The organism is Streptomyces sp. NPDC014894, from assembly GCF_043080985.1.
Lineage (GTDB): Bacteria > Actinomycetota > Actinomycetes > Streptomycetales > Streptomycetaceae > Streptomyces.
In genome coordinates this window covers 290043-303880 of the sequence record NZ_JBIBWD010000004.1, presented here as the reverse complement: position 1 = coordinate 303880, position 13838 = coordinate 290043, and the positions used below count along the sequence as shown (strand labels likewise).

15 protein-coding genes are annotated in these 13838 nt (G+C 73.5%); 9 read left to right on the top strand and 6 right to left on the bottom strand.

Annotation, left to right across the window (positions count from 1 at the left end):
• The first annotated feature begins 96 nt into the window (after positions 1-96).
• Positions 97-594, top strand: coding sequence for a transcription elongation factor GreA (greA, locus tag ACF089_RS12320; RefSeq protein WP_392025290.1), 498 nt, complete (start codon positions 97-99; stop codon positions 592-594).
• 172 nt (positions 595-766) lie between these two features.
• On the opposite strand, the gene ACF089_RS12315 is transcribed toward greA, so the two are convergent.
• The 3 genes from ACF089_RS12315 to ilvA all read right to left on the bottom strand — a co-directional run bounded on the left by ACF089_RS12315 (position 767) and on the right by ilvA (position 4429).
• Positions 767-1624 carry an ABC transporter permease gene (locus tag ACF089_RS12315; RefSeq protein WP_392025289.1) on the bottom strand — a complete coding sequence of 286 codons (858 nt, stop codon included), beginning with the start codon at positions 1622-1624 and terminating at the stop codon, positions 767-769.
• Positions 1621-2655 (bottom strand): ATP-binding cassette domain-containing protein, encoded by a 1035-nt coding sequence (locus tag ACF089_RS12310; RefSeq protein ID WP_392025287.1) that lies wholly within the window; start codon positions 2653-2655, stop codon positions 1621-1623. The genes ACF089_RS12315 and ACF089_RS12310 overlap by 4 nt, the downstream gene beginning before the upstream one ends.
• A 538-nt stretch (positions 2656-3193) precedes the next feature.
• Complete coding sequence (gene ilvA / locus ACF089_RS12305) at positions 3194-4429, bottom strand: threonine ammonia-lyase (protein ID WP_392025285.1); 1236 nt, start codon at positions 4427-4429, stop codon at positions 3194-3196.
• A 155-nt stretch (positions 4430-4584) separates the two neighbouring features.
• Between ilvA and ACF089_RS12300 the strand changes: the two genes are divergently transcribed.
• From ACF089_RS12300 to ACF089_RS12285, 4 genes are all read left to right on the top strand, one after another.
• Entirely contained in the window at positions 4585-5091 is a 507-nt protein-coding gene (locus ACF089_RS12300; protein WP_392025283.1) for a MarR family winged helix-turn-helix transcriptional regulator, read from the top strand.
• A gap of 207 nt (positions 5092-5298) precedes the next feature.
• Positions 5299-5793 carry an RNA polymerase subunit sigma-70 gene (locus ACF089_RS12295; RefSeq protein WP_392025281.1) on the top strand — a complete coding sequence of 165 codons (495 nt, stop codon included), beginning with the start codon at positions 5299-5301 and terminating at the stop codon, positions 5791-5793.
• Entirely contained in the window at positions 5790-6041 is a 252-nt protein-coding gene (locus tag ACF089_RS12290) for a hypothetical protein (protein WP_392025279.1), read from the top strand. The genes ACF089_RS12295 and ACF089_RS12290 overlap by 4 nt, the downstream gene beginning before the upstream one ends.
• A gap of 64 nt (positions 6042-6105) precedes the next feature.
• A complete protein-coding gene (locus ACF089_RS12285; RefSeq protein ID WP_392025277.1) occupies positions 6106-6297 on the top strand; it encodes a DUF1059 domain-containing protein in 192 nt (63 codons plus the stop codon).
• A gap of 271 nt (positions 6298-6568) precedes the next feature.
• Here the strand turns inward: ACF089_RS12285 and ACF089_RS12280 are convergent, their stop codons facing one another.
• Entirely contained in the window at positions 6569-7726 is a 1158-nt protein-coding gene (locus ACF089_RS12280) for a cystathionine gamma-synthase (protein WP_392025275.1), read from the bottom strand.
• 382 nt (positions 7727-8108) lie between these two features.
• Between ACF089_RS12280 and ACF089_RS12275 the strand changes: the two genes are divergently transcribed.
• The 4 genes from ACF089_RS12275 to ACF089_RS12260 all read left to right on the top strand — a co-directional run bounded on the left by ACF089_RS12275 (position 8109) and on the right by ACF089_RS12260 (position 12245).
• Complete coding sequence (locus tag ACF089_RS12275) at positions 8109-9221, top strand: hypothetical protein (RefSeq protein ID WP_392025273.1); 1113 nt, start codon at positions 8109-8111, stop codon at positions 9219-9221.
• A 374-nt stretch (positions 9222-9595) separates the two neighbouring features.
• Complete coding sequence (locus ACF089_RS12270) at positions 9596-10714, top strand: hypothetical protein (protein WP_392025271.1); 1119 nt, start codon at positions 9596-9598, stop codon at positions 10712-10714.
• A 138-nt stretch (positions 10715-10852) separates the two neighbouring features.
• Complete coding sequence (gene msrA / locus ACF089_RS12265; protein WP_392025270.1) at positions 10853-11518, top strand: peptide-methionine (S)-S-oxide reductase MsrA; 666 nt, start codon at positions 10853-10855, stop codon at positions 11516-11518.
• 217 nt (positions 11519-11735) lie between these two features.
• Positions 11736-12245 (top strand): DUF6879 family protein, encoded by a 510-nt coding sequence (locus tag ACF089_RS12260; protein WP_392025268.1) that lies wholly within the window; start codon positions 11736-11738, stop codon positions 12243-12245.
• A gap of 38 nt (positions 12246-12283) precedes the next feature.
• Here ACF089_RS12260 and ACF089_RS12255 read toward each other — a convergent pair whose 3' ends face one another.
• Both ACF089_RS12255 and ACF089_RS12250 read right to left on the bottom strand, forming a co-directional pair.
• On the bottom strand, positions 12284-13189 hold the full coding sequence (locus ACF089_RS12255; RefSeq protein ID WP_392025267.1) for an aminoglycoside phosphotransferase family protein: 906 nt from the start codon (positions 13187-13189) through the stop codon (positions 12284-12286).
• Between the two features lie 135 nt (positions 13190-13324).
• Positions 13325-13741, bottom strand: coding sequence for a helix-turn-helix domain-containing protein (locus tag ACF089_RS12250; RefSeq protein ID WP_392025265.1), 417 nt, complete (start codon positions 13739-13741; stop codon positions 13325-13327).
• Positions 13742-13838: the final 97 nt, after the last annotated feature.

Here is a 13838-nt window from a genome sequence, read left to right as displayed (position 1 = left end):
CGAAATTGTTAGGCTCGTGGTTTCGCCCATCCATGAAGGCTCCATGCTTCTGGGTAGGGCGTTGCTTTGTATTCCCAGTACCTACGAGGAGCACCTGTGACCCAGACCAGCGAGAACGTCACCTGGCTCACCCAGGAGGCGTACAACCAGCTCAAGGCAGAGCTGGAGTACCTGTCTGGTCCCGCGCGCATCGAGATCGCCAAGAAGATCGAGGCAGCGCGCGAGGAGGGGGACCTGCGGGAGAACGGCGGGTACCACGCGGCCAAGGAGGAGCAGGGCAAGCAGGAGCTCCGCGTACGGCAGCTCACCCAGCTCCTGGACACCGCGAAGGTCGGCGAGGCCCCGGCCGACGACGGCATCGTCGAGCCCGGCATGGTCGTGACGATCGCCTTCGACGGCGACGAGGACGACACGCTGACGTTCCTGATGGCCTCCCGCGAGTACGCCAGCTCGGAGATCGAGACCTACTCGCCGCAGTCCCCCCTCGGCACGGGCGTGAACGGCAAGAAGGTCGGCGACGACGCTCAGTACGAGCTGCCGAACGGCAAGAAGGCCATGGTGAGGATCCTCGCCGCGAAGCCGTACTCCGGCTGATCGGGCCGTACGGACAGACGGACGGGCAGACAGGCGGACAGACAGACGGGCACGATCGAAGGGGCCGGACCGCGCGACGCGGTCCGGCCCCTTCCGTGTGTCCGTTCTTTCCGTGTGTACGGGCCTTCGTCCGTCCGGGCCGGGCTCCCCGGTCCGGTTCCGCGCCCGGCGGTCAGGCGGCGGCCGAGCGGTACTTGCGCACGGCCAGGGTGCGGAAGACGACCAGGATCAGCACCGACCAGAGGACCGAGGCCAGGATCGGGTGCTGCATGGGCCAGGCGTCCGGGGTCTCGAAACCGGGCGGGAGATTGCCGAAGAGGACCCGGCAGGCCTGGACGGTGGCGCTGAAGGGATTCCACTCCGCGATATGGCGGAGGAAGGTCGGCATCTGATTGGCGTCCACGAAGGCGTTCGAGATGAAGGTCAGCGGGAAGAGCCAGATCAGACCGCCGGAGGTGGCCGCCTCGGGGGTGCGGACCGAGAGGCCGATCAGCGCGCCGATCCAGGAGAAGGCGTACCCGAGCAGAAGCAGCAGCAGGAAGCCGAGCAGCACCTCGCCGAAGCTCTCGTGGGTCCGCCAGCCGACCAGGAGCGCCACCCCGGCGAGGACGACCAGGGTGAGCGAGGTCTGTACGAGGTCGGCGAGGGTGCGGCCGGTGAGGACCGCGCCCCGGGACATGGGCAGCGAGCGGAAGCGGTCGATGAGTCCGCGGTGCATGTCGTCGGCGATGCCCGCGCCCGCGCCGGCGGTGGCGAAGGTGACCGTCTGGGCGAAGATCCCGGCCATCAGGAACTCGCGGTAGGCCTGCGCGGAGGTGGTGCCGCCGACCTGGACGGAGCCGCCGAAGACATAGGTGAAGAGCACCACGAACATGACCGGCTGGATGAGCGCGAAGATGACAAGTTCCGGAATGCGGGTCATCCTGATCAGATTGCGCTGGGCGACGACGAGCGAGTCGACGGCCGACTGGACGATGCCGCCCCGGGGGCGGGGCGCCCGGATCTTCGCGGCCTCGGTCGATGCGGTCACTGGCGGCTCTCCTCACGGGACGGCAGGTCGTCGGCACGGGACGACGGCGTGCCGTCGGCTTCATCGGCTTCAGCCGTCTCGGCGGCGGCCGCCTCGGCGGCATGACCGGTGAGCGAGATGAAGACATCGTCCAGGGTCGGCCGGCGCAGCCCGATGTCGTCGATCTCCACACCCCGGGCGTCGAGTTCGCGGATCACCTCGGCGAGGAGTCGCGCGCCGCCGGAGACAGGGACGGTCAGCCGGCGGGTGTGCGGCTCGACGGCGGTCTCGCCCTGGCCGAAGCGCCCCAGCACCTCGCGGGCCGGTTCGATCTGGTCGGGGCGGTGCACCACGACCTCGACGCGCTCGCCGCCCGTACGGGCCTTGAGCTGGTCGGCGGTGCCGCGGGCGATGACCCTGCCGTGGTCGACCACGCAGACGGTGTCGGCGAGACGGTCGGCCTCTTCGAGGTACTGGGTGGTGAGCAGCAGGGTCGTACCGCCCCTGACCAGCTCCTGGATGACCTCCCACAGCTCCTGGCGATTGCGCGGGTCGAGTCCGGTGGTCGGCTCGTCCATGAACATCACGGGCGGGGAGACCACCAGGGCGGCGGCGAGGTCGAGCCGGCGGCGCATACCGCCGGAGTAGGTCTTCGCGGGCCGGTCGGCGGCGTCCGCGAGATGGAAGCGCTCCAGCAGCTCGGACGCGCGGGCCTTCGCGTCGCGGGCGCTGAGCTGGTAGAGCCGGCCGACCATCCGGAGGTTCTCCCAGCCGGTCAGATATTCGTCCACCGCGGCGAACTGGCCGGACAGGCCGATCGAGCGGCGGACCTCGTTGGGGTGTTCGAGGACATTGATCCCGGCGACGACGGCCTTGCCGCTGTCGGGCCGCAGAAGTGTGGTCAGGACACGCACGGTGGTGGTCTTCCCTGCGCCGTTGGGGCCGAGAAGTCCGAGGACGGTGCCTTCGGGGACGTCGAGATCGACGCCGTCCAGTGCCTTTACCTCGCCGAAGGTCTTGACCAGACCTTCGGCGTAGATGGCGCCCGGCATAGAGGTCTCCCAGGTGTGGCGGTTGAGTCGGTTCCAGCGAAAGGGCCGCGAATCCCCCGTACCAAGATGCCCAGATTGCAGCACTTGACCACTTTTTCGCCGCATGGAGGCGGCGCACGGGGCACGGTCAACGCCCCGTCGGGGCGCGGCAGGCCCGTACATTAACGCGATACATCGCGTTACAGCAAGGGAGATCGCGTCGTGCTGATCCGCGCGCTCCCGGGGTGTGCCGGGAGCGCGCGACGGGGGCCGCGCGCTCCCGGAAACGGGCACGCCGAAGGGCCGGCCGGCGCACATGGACGCATACGGGCCGGTCGCGGGGCGGGTGGTTCTACGGGGGTACGACGGTCAGGGGCGCGGGGCGCGCGGGAGTCCGGGGCGTCGGGACCGGGAGCGGGAGGTGCCGGGAGCGGGCGGGAGCCCGGGGCGTCGGGACCGGGCGGGGCGTCGGTGCCGGGAGCGGGCGGGAGTCCGGGGCGTCGGGGCCGGGAGCGGGAGGTGCCGGGAGCGGGCGGGGTGCCGGGGCCGGGCGTACGCCTCAGCCCATCACCGTGACCGTGTACCCCGCCGCGCGCAGGGCCGCCGCGACCTCGTCGCAGTGCTCCGGACCCTTGGTCTCCAGCTGCAGCTCGACCTCCGCCTCCGTCAGCCCGAGCCGGGGATCGGTGCGCACATGGCTCACATCGAGGACATTGGCGTCGAGCACCGTCAGCGAGCCGAGCATCGCCGCGAGCGCCCCCGGCCGGTCGGTCAGCCGCAGCCGCAGCGACAGATAGCGGCCCGCCGCCGCCATCCCGTGCCGCAGGATCCGCTGCATCAGCAGCGGGTCCACATTGCCGCCGGACAGCACGGCGACCACCGGCCCCTGGAACCCGCGCGGATCGCTCAGCAGCGCCGCCACCGGGGCCGCCCCGGCGGGCTCCACCACGAGCTTGGCCCGCTCCAGACAGAGCAGCAGCGCGCTGGACAGCTCGTCCTCGGAGACCGTGCGGACCTCGTCCACCAGCTCTCCGACGATCGCGAACGGAAGGTCGCCCGGGCGGCCCACCCTGATGCCGTCCGCCATCGTCGCCGGCGCTGCGACCGAGACCGGACGGCCCGCCGCCAGCGACGGCGGATACGCGGCGGCGCCCTCCGCCTGCACCCCCACCACCCGCACATCGGGCCGCACCGCCTTCACCGCGACCGCGATGCCGGCCGCCAGCCCGCCGCCGCCGATCCCGACGACGATCGTGCGCACCTCCGGGCACTGCTCCAGGATCTCCAGGCCCACCGTGCCCTGCCCGGCGATGATGTCGGGGTGGTCGAAGGGGTGGATGAAGACCGCGCCGGTGCGGTCCGCGTACTCCTGGGCGGCGTCGAGGGTCTCCTCGATCACCTGGCCCTCCAGCCGCACCTCGGCCCCGTACTGCCGGGTGGCGGCGACCTTCGGCAGCGGCGCGCCCTCCGGCATGAAGACGGTGGAGCGGACCCCGAGCAGCGAGGAGGCCAGCGCCACCCCCTGCGCGTGATTTCCGGCGGACGCGGCGACGACGCCCGCCGCCCGCTCCTCCGGCCGGAGCCCGGAGATCCGGACGTACGCGCCGCGCAGCTTGAAGGATCCGGTCCGCTGGAGGTTCTCGCACTTGAGGTGGACAGGGGCGCCGACCAGCCCGGACAGATGGCGGCTGCCCTCCATCGCGGTGGTGCGCGCGACCCCGGAGAGCATCTTCTGCGCCCCGCGGACATCGTCCAATATCACGGGGTGCGGGTGGCCGGGCAGACGGAAGCTCATACCCTCAAGTCTCGCAGTTCACAGGCCGAGCGGCCCCTCGCGTCCGCTCTGTGAGCACCGCTTCCTATGGGTTTCCCCAAGCCAGTCCGGAGTGCGTCACAGCCGCGTACTCTGTCCCCCACCAATCGACCACCGCACGAGAGAGCCCCCTGGCCATGCCCACTTCTCAGGACATGACGACTCATCTCGATCCCGGCCTCCTCGATGCTCTCCAGCACCAGGTCGCCCTGTTCGCCCGCCGCGCGGAACAGACCCGGCTCGGCGGCGTCGGTCAGGTCCGCAACTCCATGGACCGCGCCGCCTACCTGCTGCTCAACCGGCTGGACCGGGAGGGCCCGATGGGCGTGAAGGCGCTCGCCGCGGGGATGGGGATCGACTCGTCGACCGTGACCCGCCAGGTCGCGCCGCTCGTCGACACCGGACTCGTCAAACGCACCTCGCACCCGGAGGACGGCCGCGCGGTCGTCCTCCAGCTCTCCCCTCGCGGACAGGCTCGCCTCGAAGAGGTCCGCTCGTCCCGGCGGGAGCTGATGGCCAATGTCACCGACGGCTGGACGGAGACCGAGCGGGAGTCGTTCTGCACCCTTCTCACCCGTTTCAACACCGCCCTTTCGGCCCGCCAGAGCGGACTGCCGCCGATGGACCCGGTGGAGGCCTCCTAGAGCCCTCCCTCCGGACCCGGCCGCCCGCCGCGACGGGACGGTGCGACCCTGGTACGCCGACCACCTGGGTAGCGCCGGTCCCGCGGCGGACCGGATCACGGCCCCGCACGACACCGCGGCGGACGGGGGGCGCGAGGAGCCGGCCCCCCGGGGCCGTCTCGTACGGGCCTCTTGACCCCGGTCGCTCTCCTGCCTCTAGATGAGAGGGTGAGCGACCGGCGGACGGCCCCGGGGCAGCGCCGTGCCCGTGAGTTCGAAGCGTTCGTCACGGGTGCGGCGGGCAGGCTGCTGCACACCGCGACCCTGCTGACCGCCGAGATCCCGGGGGACAGCCCCCGCGCCCGGCGGCTGCTCCTGGCCGCGCTGGCGCACACCTGCGCGCACTGGGACCGGCTGCGCGACGAGGATCCCTACGACCACGCCCGCCATGAGCTGGTCGGCCGCTTCGCGCGCGGCGCGTGGCGCGGCGGCCGGACGGGCGGCGGCGTACTGGGCCGGATCGCGCCGAAGGACCGGCTGGTCGTGGTGCTGACGCTGTACGAGGGCGTTCCCGAGGAGCAGACGGCGGCGCTCCTCGGGCTGCCCGTGGAACGGGTCGGGACGGTGCGCCGCCGGGCGGTGGCCGAGCTGTGCGAGCCGCCGGAGCCGGTCCTCCGTCCCGCCCGAGCCGACGGACCCGGCGGGTCCGGGCGTACGCCGTGAACCGGCCGAACCGCCGGGAGGACCTGGTCCGCCGGATGCTGGCGGAGGGCGCGGCCCCCGCTCCGCCCGGTCTGGCCGCGCGGGCGGCCCGGCGCGGGGCGCGGATCCGCCGCCGTCGCGGGGCCGCGCGCTGGACGGGCTGGACGCTGGCGCTGGTCGCGGTGGCCGTGTTCACGGTGTGGGCGGTGTCGGCGGAGCCGTGGGAGGGGGAGCCGGCGCGGATGACGCCTCCGCTGGAGGAGTGGTGACCGGGAGGAGCGGTGACCGGACTACTCTGGAACAAGCGGTACAGACCGTACCGAGGAGGTCGTCATGACCAGAAAAGTCGCCGACTGCCGCAGATTCCCGAGCGAGACGAACTGCACCCTCACCATCTCCGGTGAGGAGGACGAAGTCGTACGCGCCGCGGCCGAGCACGCGGTCTCCGTACACGGTCACACCGACTCCGCCGAGCTGCGCGATCAGCTCCGCGGTCTGCTGGAGGACGAGAAGGTGCCCGCCTGAGATAGGCCGAGCGCTCCCCGGGCGGTCTCGGCCGGCCCGGGGGACGCGGCGGGAGTGACAGGTGTGACTGGGGCGAGCCGACGTCTCCTCGACGCCGGCTCGCCCCAGGTCTGCCCCGCGCCGGGGGCGGTCCGCTCTGTACTGCCCCGGCGGCCGTCCGCTCTGTCCTGACCCTGGGACGGTCCGCTCCGACCCGGGGACGGTGCGCACCGACCCGGGGACGGTGCGCACCGACCCGGGGACGGTGCGCGCGCGGTCCGGGCGGCGGGGCTCAGCCCGCGAGCGCCTGCTGGAGATCGGCGAGGAGGTCGTCGATCGCCTCGATGCCCACCGACAGCCGCACCAGATCGGCGGGCACCTCCAGCGCGGAGCCCGCCACCGAGGCGTGCGTCATCCGGCCCGGGTGCTCGATCAGCGACTCGACCCCGCCCAGCGACTCTCCGAGCGTGAACAGCCCGGCCCGGTCGCAGACCGCGACCGCGGCCGCCTCGCCGCCCTCGACGCGGAAGGAGACCATTCCGCCGAAGGACTTCATCTGCTTGGCGGCCAGTTCATGGCCGGGGTGGTCCGGCAGCCCCGGGTAGAGCACCTGGGTCACCCTCGGGTGCCGGGTGAGCATCTCGGCGACCTTGGCGGCGTTCTCGCTGTGCCGGTCCATCCGTACGGGCAGGGTCTTGATCCCGCGCAGCACCAGCCAGGAGTCGAACGGTCCCGCGACCGCGCCCATGGCGTTCTGGTGGTACGCCAGTTCCTCGCCGGTCTCCGCGTCCGCGGCGATCAGCGCGCCGCCGACCACGTCCGAGTGCCCGCCCATGTACTTGGTCAGGGAGTGCACCACGAGGTCGGCGCCGAGCGCGATCGGCTGCTGGAGATAGGGGCTGGCGAAGGTGTTGTCCACGACCAGCCGCGCCCCCGAACCTCGGGCCACCTCGGCCAGCGCGGCGATGTCGGTGATGCCGAGCAGCGGATTGGACGGGGTCTCGACCCAGATCAGCCGGGTCCTGGGGGTGAGGGCGGCGCGCACGGCGGCCGGGTCGGAGGTGTCGGCGACGGACCACTCCACCCCCCAGCGGGCGACGACCTTGGCGAAGAGGCGGAAGGTCCCGCCGTACGCGTCGTTCGGGATCACCACATGGTCGCCGGGGGCGAGGAGCGTACGGAGCAGGCAGTCCTCCGCGGCGAGCCCGGACGCGAAGGCGAGCCCGCGCCGGCCGCCCTCCAGCGCGGCGAGATTCTCCTCCAGGGCGGTACGCGTGGGGTTGCCGCTGCGGCTGTACTCGTAGCCGCCGCGCAGACCTCCCACGCCGTCCTGCTTGTAGGTGGAGACCTGGTAGATGGGCGGGACGACCGCGCCGGTCAGCGGATCGGCGGTGTTGCCCGCGTGGATGGCGAGCGTTTCGAGGTGCTGGGAGCTGTACTGGTGGCTCATGACAGCCGAGGGTAGCGGCGCGGAGCCCGAGTCCGCGTCTCCCGGCTCCCGTTGGGACCGCCCCGGCCAGGGCGTTCACCCCTGGAGGGCGGGGCGGACCGGCGTACGGGCCCGGCGCGGGAGCGGCGCGTGAAGGGCCTGGAGGAGGGGGCGGAGGAAGGCGCGGGGGGCGGCCTGGAAGGGGGTTTGGCCGGAGGGGGCGGCCTGGGACTGCCGGGGGGCGGCGGGACGGCCGGAAGGGGTTGCCCGGAAGGGCGGCCGGGGGCGGCGGGACGGCCGGAAGGGGTTGCCCGGAGGGGCGGCCGGGGGCGGCGGGGCGGTCCGGTGGCGTGTGGACGCCACACCGTGGCCCGATGCCGCCGGTGTCCGGGACAATGGCGGCATGGAGATTCTCTGGTTCCTGATCGTGATGGCCATGCTGGCCGCGATCATCGGCCCCTATGTGCTGCGCCGCCGCGGCGGCGGCGTGGGCATCCGCCAGGTCGCGCCCGGCTCGCCCGACGCCGCCGACCCGGAGACTTACGGATTCCTCCGACAGGAGGAGCAGGACATCCGGCTCCCCGGCCCGGACCAGGACCTTCTCGATGTGCTCGACGTGGTGCAGCGGACCCAGGACTGGCGGGCCGCCTCCCAGCTGCTCGCCGGCACCCCGAAGGACGGCGAGGTCCGCTGGCAGCGGGTGCAGGCGTTCGCCGGGGCGGCCTCCCTGGAGCTCCAGCAGAAGCCCGGCGCGGGCGGCGCGTGGCTGCGGACCTGGCGCTCGGAGTCCCCGAAGGACGCGGGCGGCGCGCAGGTCCACGCGGAGTTCCTGGTGCAGCAGGCCTGGCGGACCTCCGCCGTCGGGGCCGACGACTTCCGGATCATCCTGGAGGAGGCCCGCACGGTCTGCGAGGAGGCGACGCTGCTCGCGCCCGGCGACCCCGTTCCGTACATCGTGGAGCTGGCCGTCGCCCGCGGCCTCGGGTATCCGCACGAGCGATTCGACCAGATCTGGGCGAAGGTCATCGACCGCGCTCCGCAGCACATGGGAGCCCATCTCTCGGCGCTGCGGTACTGGTGCGAGGCATGGCACGGCAGCCGCGAGGAGGCGGACCACTTCGCCACCACGGCCGCCGCGCGCGCCCCCCAGGGCTCGCTGCTGGCCGGCCTGCCGCTCTTCGCGGTGTACGAGCACATCCCCGACCTCGTCATGGTGCAGAACTTCCACCAGAGCGCGGTGGTCTCCAAGGCCGTGGACGGCGCGCTGTACGCGGTCCACTCCGCCCGCCCGGGCGATCCGATGCTCGCGCACGTACGGCATCTGCTGATCCTCTTCCTGGTCCGCTCGGAGCGCTGGGCCGAGGCGATGAACCAGCTGGTCATGGTGGACGGCCATGTGGGCGCGCTGCCGTGGACGCTCAGCGAGGACCCGGCGGCGGAGTACACGGTCTACCGCAATCTGGCCGTGGCGGGGTACGAGGCGAACGGCGGCAGCCCGGCGACGCTGGCGCGCTGACGACGACGGGACCGGCGAGACCTCGGCGGCCTCGGTCCGCCGAGGCGAGGGCCCGGCGGCGCTGTCGACGCTGACGACGACGGCGCGGCGGCCTCGGCGCACCGACCGGGCGGGCGGGCGGCGCATCGGCCCCGGCGCGCCGACGGCCTCGGGCCGCCGGGCGGGCGGCGCGCGCCCGGCGGACACGTTCGGTCGTCCCGGTATCACGCACGGGTAGTTGCGGCGGGAGCGCGGCTGAGGTGATACTCCGACTCCCCTACGCCGCCGGGCCTGCGCGCCCGGTCGCGCCCCCGCCCGTGCCACGGGCGCCAGGGGCGTGTCCACCCGGGCGGCGGCCCCGGGGCCACCTCCGCGGCGGCGAAAGGTCCGGGTCCGTGTCCCTCTTCCCATGGCGCTCGAAGCCCGACTCCGGGCAGCGGCTCGCGGAGCCGGAGCCCGCGCTCCCGCCCGGCTTCCCTCCCGCCCTGCGTCCCGCGCTCGGTCTCGCGCCGAGGCTGGGCCTGGGGCGCAGGCCCGACCGGCCCGTCCCCCCGGAGCGCCTCGTCGATCTCGGCCTGGTGCCGAGGGACCGTCTGGAGACCGGGCGGCCGGCCCCCGATCCGGCGCTGGACCGAGTGGTGGCCGCGGCGCTGGCGGGCGACTGGCGGCCGGGGGCGGACTTCCTCACCGCCGTGACGGGCGCCGGATGGCAGCGGCGGACGGCGGTGATCGGCGAGCTGGCGGGCGCGGCCCGGGGTGACGACGTATGGCTCCAGCACTGGCGCTCGGAGCGGCCCGAGGATCCCGGGGCGGCGGCGGTGCAGGCCCAGGCGCTGATCGATCTGGCCTGGCAGGTCCGGGCCGGGGGGAGGTCCGCGCGGACCTCGCAAGAGCAGTCGGAGGGCTTCGTCCGCATCCTCAGCCGGGCCGGCCGGGAGGTCGCCCGGGCCAAGGAGCTGGGCGGGGACGATCCGTCGCCGTATGTGACGGACATCTGGCGCGGGATCGGCGTGGGCCGCTCGCACGAGGACATGCGCCGGCTCTGGGAGGAGACCTCCGCCCGTGACCCGTACCACCTGGCGGCGCACCGGGGCGCTCTCCAGTACTGGTGCGCCAAGTGGCACGGCTCCCGCGAGCTGGCCTTCTCCTTCGCGGAGCGCTCGGCGGACGCGGCGCCGCCCGGGCAGCTGATCAGCTCGCTGTGGCTGACCGCCTGGTGGGAGCACCGGGCGGGACGCGGGGGGCGGGGCGAGTTCCGGACCGAGGCGGTGTGGGCGGCCGTCGACCGCCTCCACGACGACACGGCGGCGGCCGACCCCGGCCATCCGCATCTGGCGGAGGCGCGGCACGTCCTCGCGTACTTCCTCGTCCAGCAGGACCGGGCCGATCTCGCCCTGGAGCAGTTCCGGCTGGTGGACGGCCATGTGGGGGCGTTCCCCTGGACCCAGGCCGAGGACCCGGCCGAGCTGTACGGGCTCTTCCGCGACATCGCGGTCAACCGCACGGGGGGCTGAGCGCGCGGGGCGCGGTCACCCGGGCGCGGCCGCCCGGGCGCGGCTGCCGGGGTGGGTGCGGGTGCGGTGGCCCGGGGAGGGGAATTCCGGCTCCGGTGCGTACGTTCTCCTTAGGCCGGCAATCCCAAGGAGCCCCGCATGTTCCTGTCCCACCGCATCCCCCAGCTGCCCACCCCCGACCAGGCCCTCAGGGGCCGCCCCGAGCCCTCCTTCTCCGTCCCCGACCGCCACACGGTCCTGGGCAATCCGCTGCTCGGCCCCTATCCCGAGGGGCTGGAGACGGCGGACTTCGGGCTGGGCTGCTTCTGGGGCGCCGAGCGCAAGTTCTGGCAGACCCCGGGCGTCTGGACCACCCTCGTCGGCTATCAGGGCGGCTTCACGCCGAACCCGACCTACGAGGAGGCCTGCTCGGGCCAGACCGGTCACACCGAGGCGGTCCGTGTGGTGTTCGACCCGTCACAGGTCTCGTACGAGCAGCTCCTGAAGGTCTTCTGGGAGTCCCACAACCCGACCCAGGGCTTCCGCCAGGGCAATGACGTGGGCACCCAGTACCGCTCCGCGATCTACACCCACTCCCCCGCGCAGGAAGCCGCCGCGAAGTCCTCCCGCGACGCCTACCAGCAGGTCCTCACCGGCTCCGGCCACGGCGACATCACCACCGAACTCCTCCCCGCCGAGGGCCGCCCCTTCTACCCGGCCGAGGCATACCACCAGCAATACCTCGACAAGAACCCGGGCGGATACTGCGGCATCGGCGGCACCGGCGTGAGCTGCCCGATCGGCGTGACCCCCACAAACGGCTGACCTCCCCGGGGCCCGCCCACGACCACGGGCCCGGGCCCCTTTCCCGTTCTGGAAAGACCTGTCGCTTGACCGCGACAGGATCTCCTCGGGAGCGTCGAAGGCGACAGTCACATATCGATGCCGGGGGCGACGATGCTGCGGAAACTGTCCGGTGACGGCCTCCCCGAGGGCGAGACCGCCGTCGTGGTCCCCGCCACTGTGCTGGAGGAGTATTTCCATGCTCACAGGTGAGGAGTTCGGACGGCTCTTCGAGACCTTCGAGCGGGAGGCCTTCCGGCTGGAGACGCTCTCCGTCTACGACGTGGCGGAGGAGCGTGAGGAGTTCGAACGCTTTCTGGCCGGCGGGAGCATGGGCCCCGACTGGGACGACAATCCGTGGGTGCGGTCGATGACCGACAAGGGCAAGAAGGTCTCGCGGGTCCATGTGCTCCGGTCTCCGCTGACCGACTATCTGCGCTACGAGCTGTCCGCCTACCCCGGCAACATCACGGCCGGCGAGAGCATCGGCATCATCGACCGGGCCGAACAGACCGTGACCGGGCTGCCCGAGCACGACTTCTGGCTCTTCGACGACCGCGCCGCGTACCGGATGCACTACACGCCCGAGGGTGCCTTCATCGGCGCCGAACCGCTCCCCTCCCACGAGGTCGCCGCGCACCTGGGCCACCGGGACCGTGCCCTCGGCGAGGCCGTGCCGTTCGCGGAGTACTGGGAGCGGCACCGCTGACCGCCGACTCGATCGGGGATGCGGCGCGGCGCCCTGGATCAGGGGGCGGTGGTGGATTCGGTGATCTGGCGGTGGGTCTGGGCGGCGACGCGGGGGTTGGTGGGGGCGTAGGCGGTGTAGGCGTTGAGGCCGGTGGCGAGGGCCCAGCCGCGGCCGCGGAGCCAGGTGGCGTCGTCGACGCCGAGGGCGGCGCGGAAGAGCGGGCGGGTCTCGGCGGTCAGCAGGGTCCAGGCGATCATGAGATCGCGGGCCGGGTCGCCCAGGCCGAGGCCGCCGAAGTCGATGACGGCGCTGAGGTGGCCGTCGACGGTCAGGAGGTTTCCGGTGTGGAGGTCTCCGTGGAACCAGACCGGCGGCCGGTCCCAGGGCGGGGCGTTCAGCGCTGATTCCCAGGTGGCGGTGAGCGCGCGGGCGTCGAAGACGCCGTCGAGGGCGGCGATCGCCTCGCGGGTCGCCCGGTCGCGGTCGGCCAGCGGCGAATCGGCGGTGAGGCCGGGGTGGGGGCCGGGGACCAGGGCGTCCGCGGCGGGCACGCGCTGGAGCGCGGTCAGGAAACCCGCCAGCTCCACGGCCGTGCGGGCGGGGTCGGCGAGGCCGTCGGCGCTCGCCGTGGTCCCGTCGAGCCAGCCGGTGACGGCCCAGGGCCAGGGGTAGCCGAGGGCCGGGGCCCCGAGCGCGAGCGGCACGGGCACGGGGACCGGAAGCCTCGGGGCGAGGTGCGGCAGCAGCCATCGGTGCTCGGTCTCGGCCTGGCCCACGGCCCAGTCGCCGCGGGGCAGCCGGACCGACCGGTCGGCGCCCAGCCGGTGGATGACGTGGTCGGATCCGGCGGGGTCCACCAGGGTCAGCGGCAGCCGTGCCCACTGGGGGAACTGCGCCGCGATCAGCCGCTGTACGAGGGCGGTGTCGACGACCGGTGCGGACGGGGTCACCTCGGTGGGCACACGGATCCTTCCCGGGCCCGCGCGGGGGTGCGGGCGGCCGGCGCTCATCACAGCACCGGCCCCCGGGCCTGTCGACCGTATTTCCCGGCGGCGGGCCGCCCCGGCCGCCGCCCCGACCTCCGCCGGCAGCCCGGCTCAGGCCGCGAGGCAGACCCCGCCCTGCCTCGGCGTCCGGCCGGTGACGGGGCGGGAGACGGCGGTGCTCACGGAGGAGGACGACACCGTACGCAGCACACGCGCCGCGGGAGCCGTGCGGGCGGTCAACTCGCGGTGGGTCAGGGCGAGCAGACCGGCCAGCCCGAGGCCGAGCGCCTGCGCGGCGGCCGCGAGCACCTCGGACGAGGCCTCCTTGCGGCCCCGCTCGATCTCGGAGAGATACGGCATCGAGATCCGGGCCGCGTCCGCGACCTCCTGGAGCGTGCGCCCCTGCGCATGACGTTCGCGGCGCAGCACCTCCCCGACGACGTCCCGCCACAGCGGCTCCTTGGCGGCGGGAGGCCCGGCGGGGCGCGGAGGGAGGGCGGGGGCGCGGTCGGGCGTTCGGCTGCTCACCCTCCCAGCGTAGGAGCGGGCCGCCAGGAGGGAAGAGGGTCGCGTTCAGCCGGGAGTGAACCGTTCCTCCGGGGGCGGGGGTTCGCGGCCCCGGCGA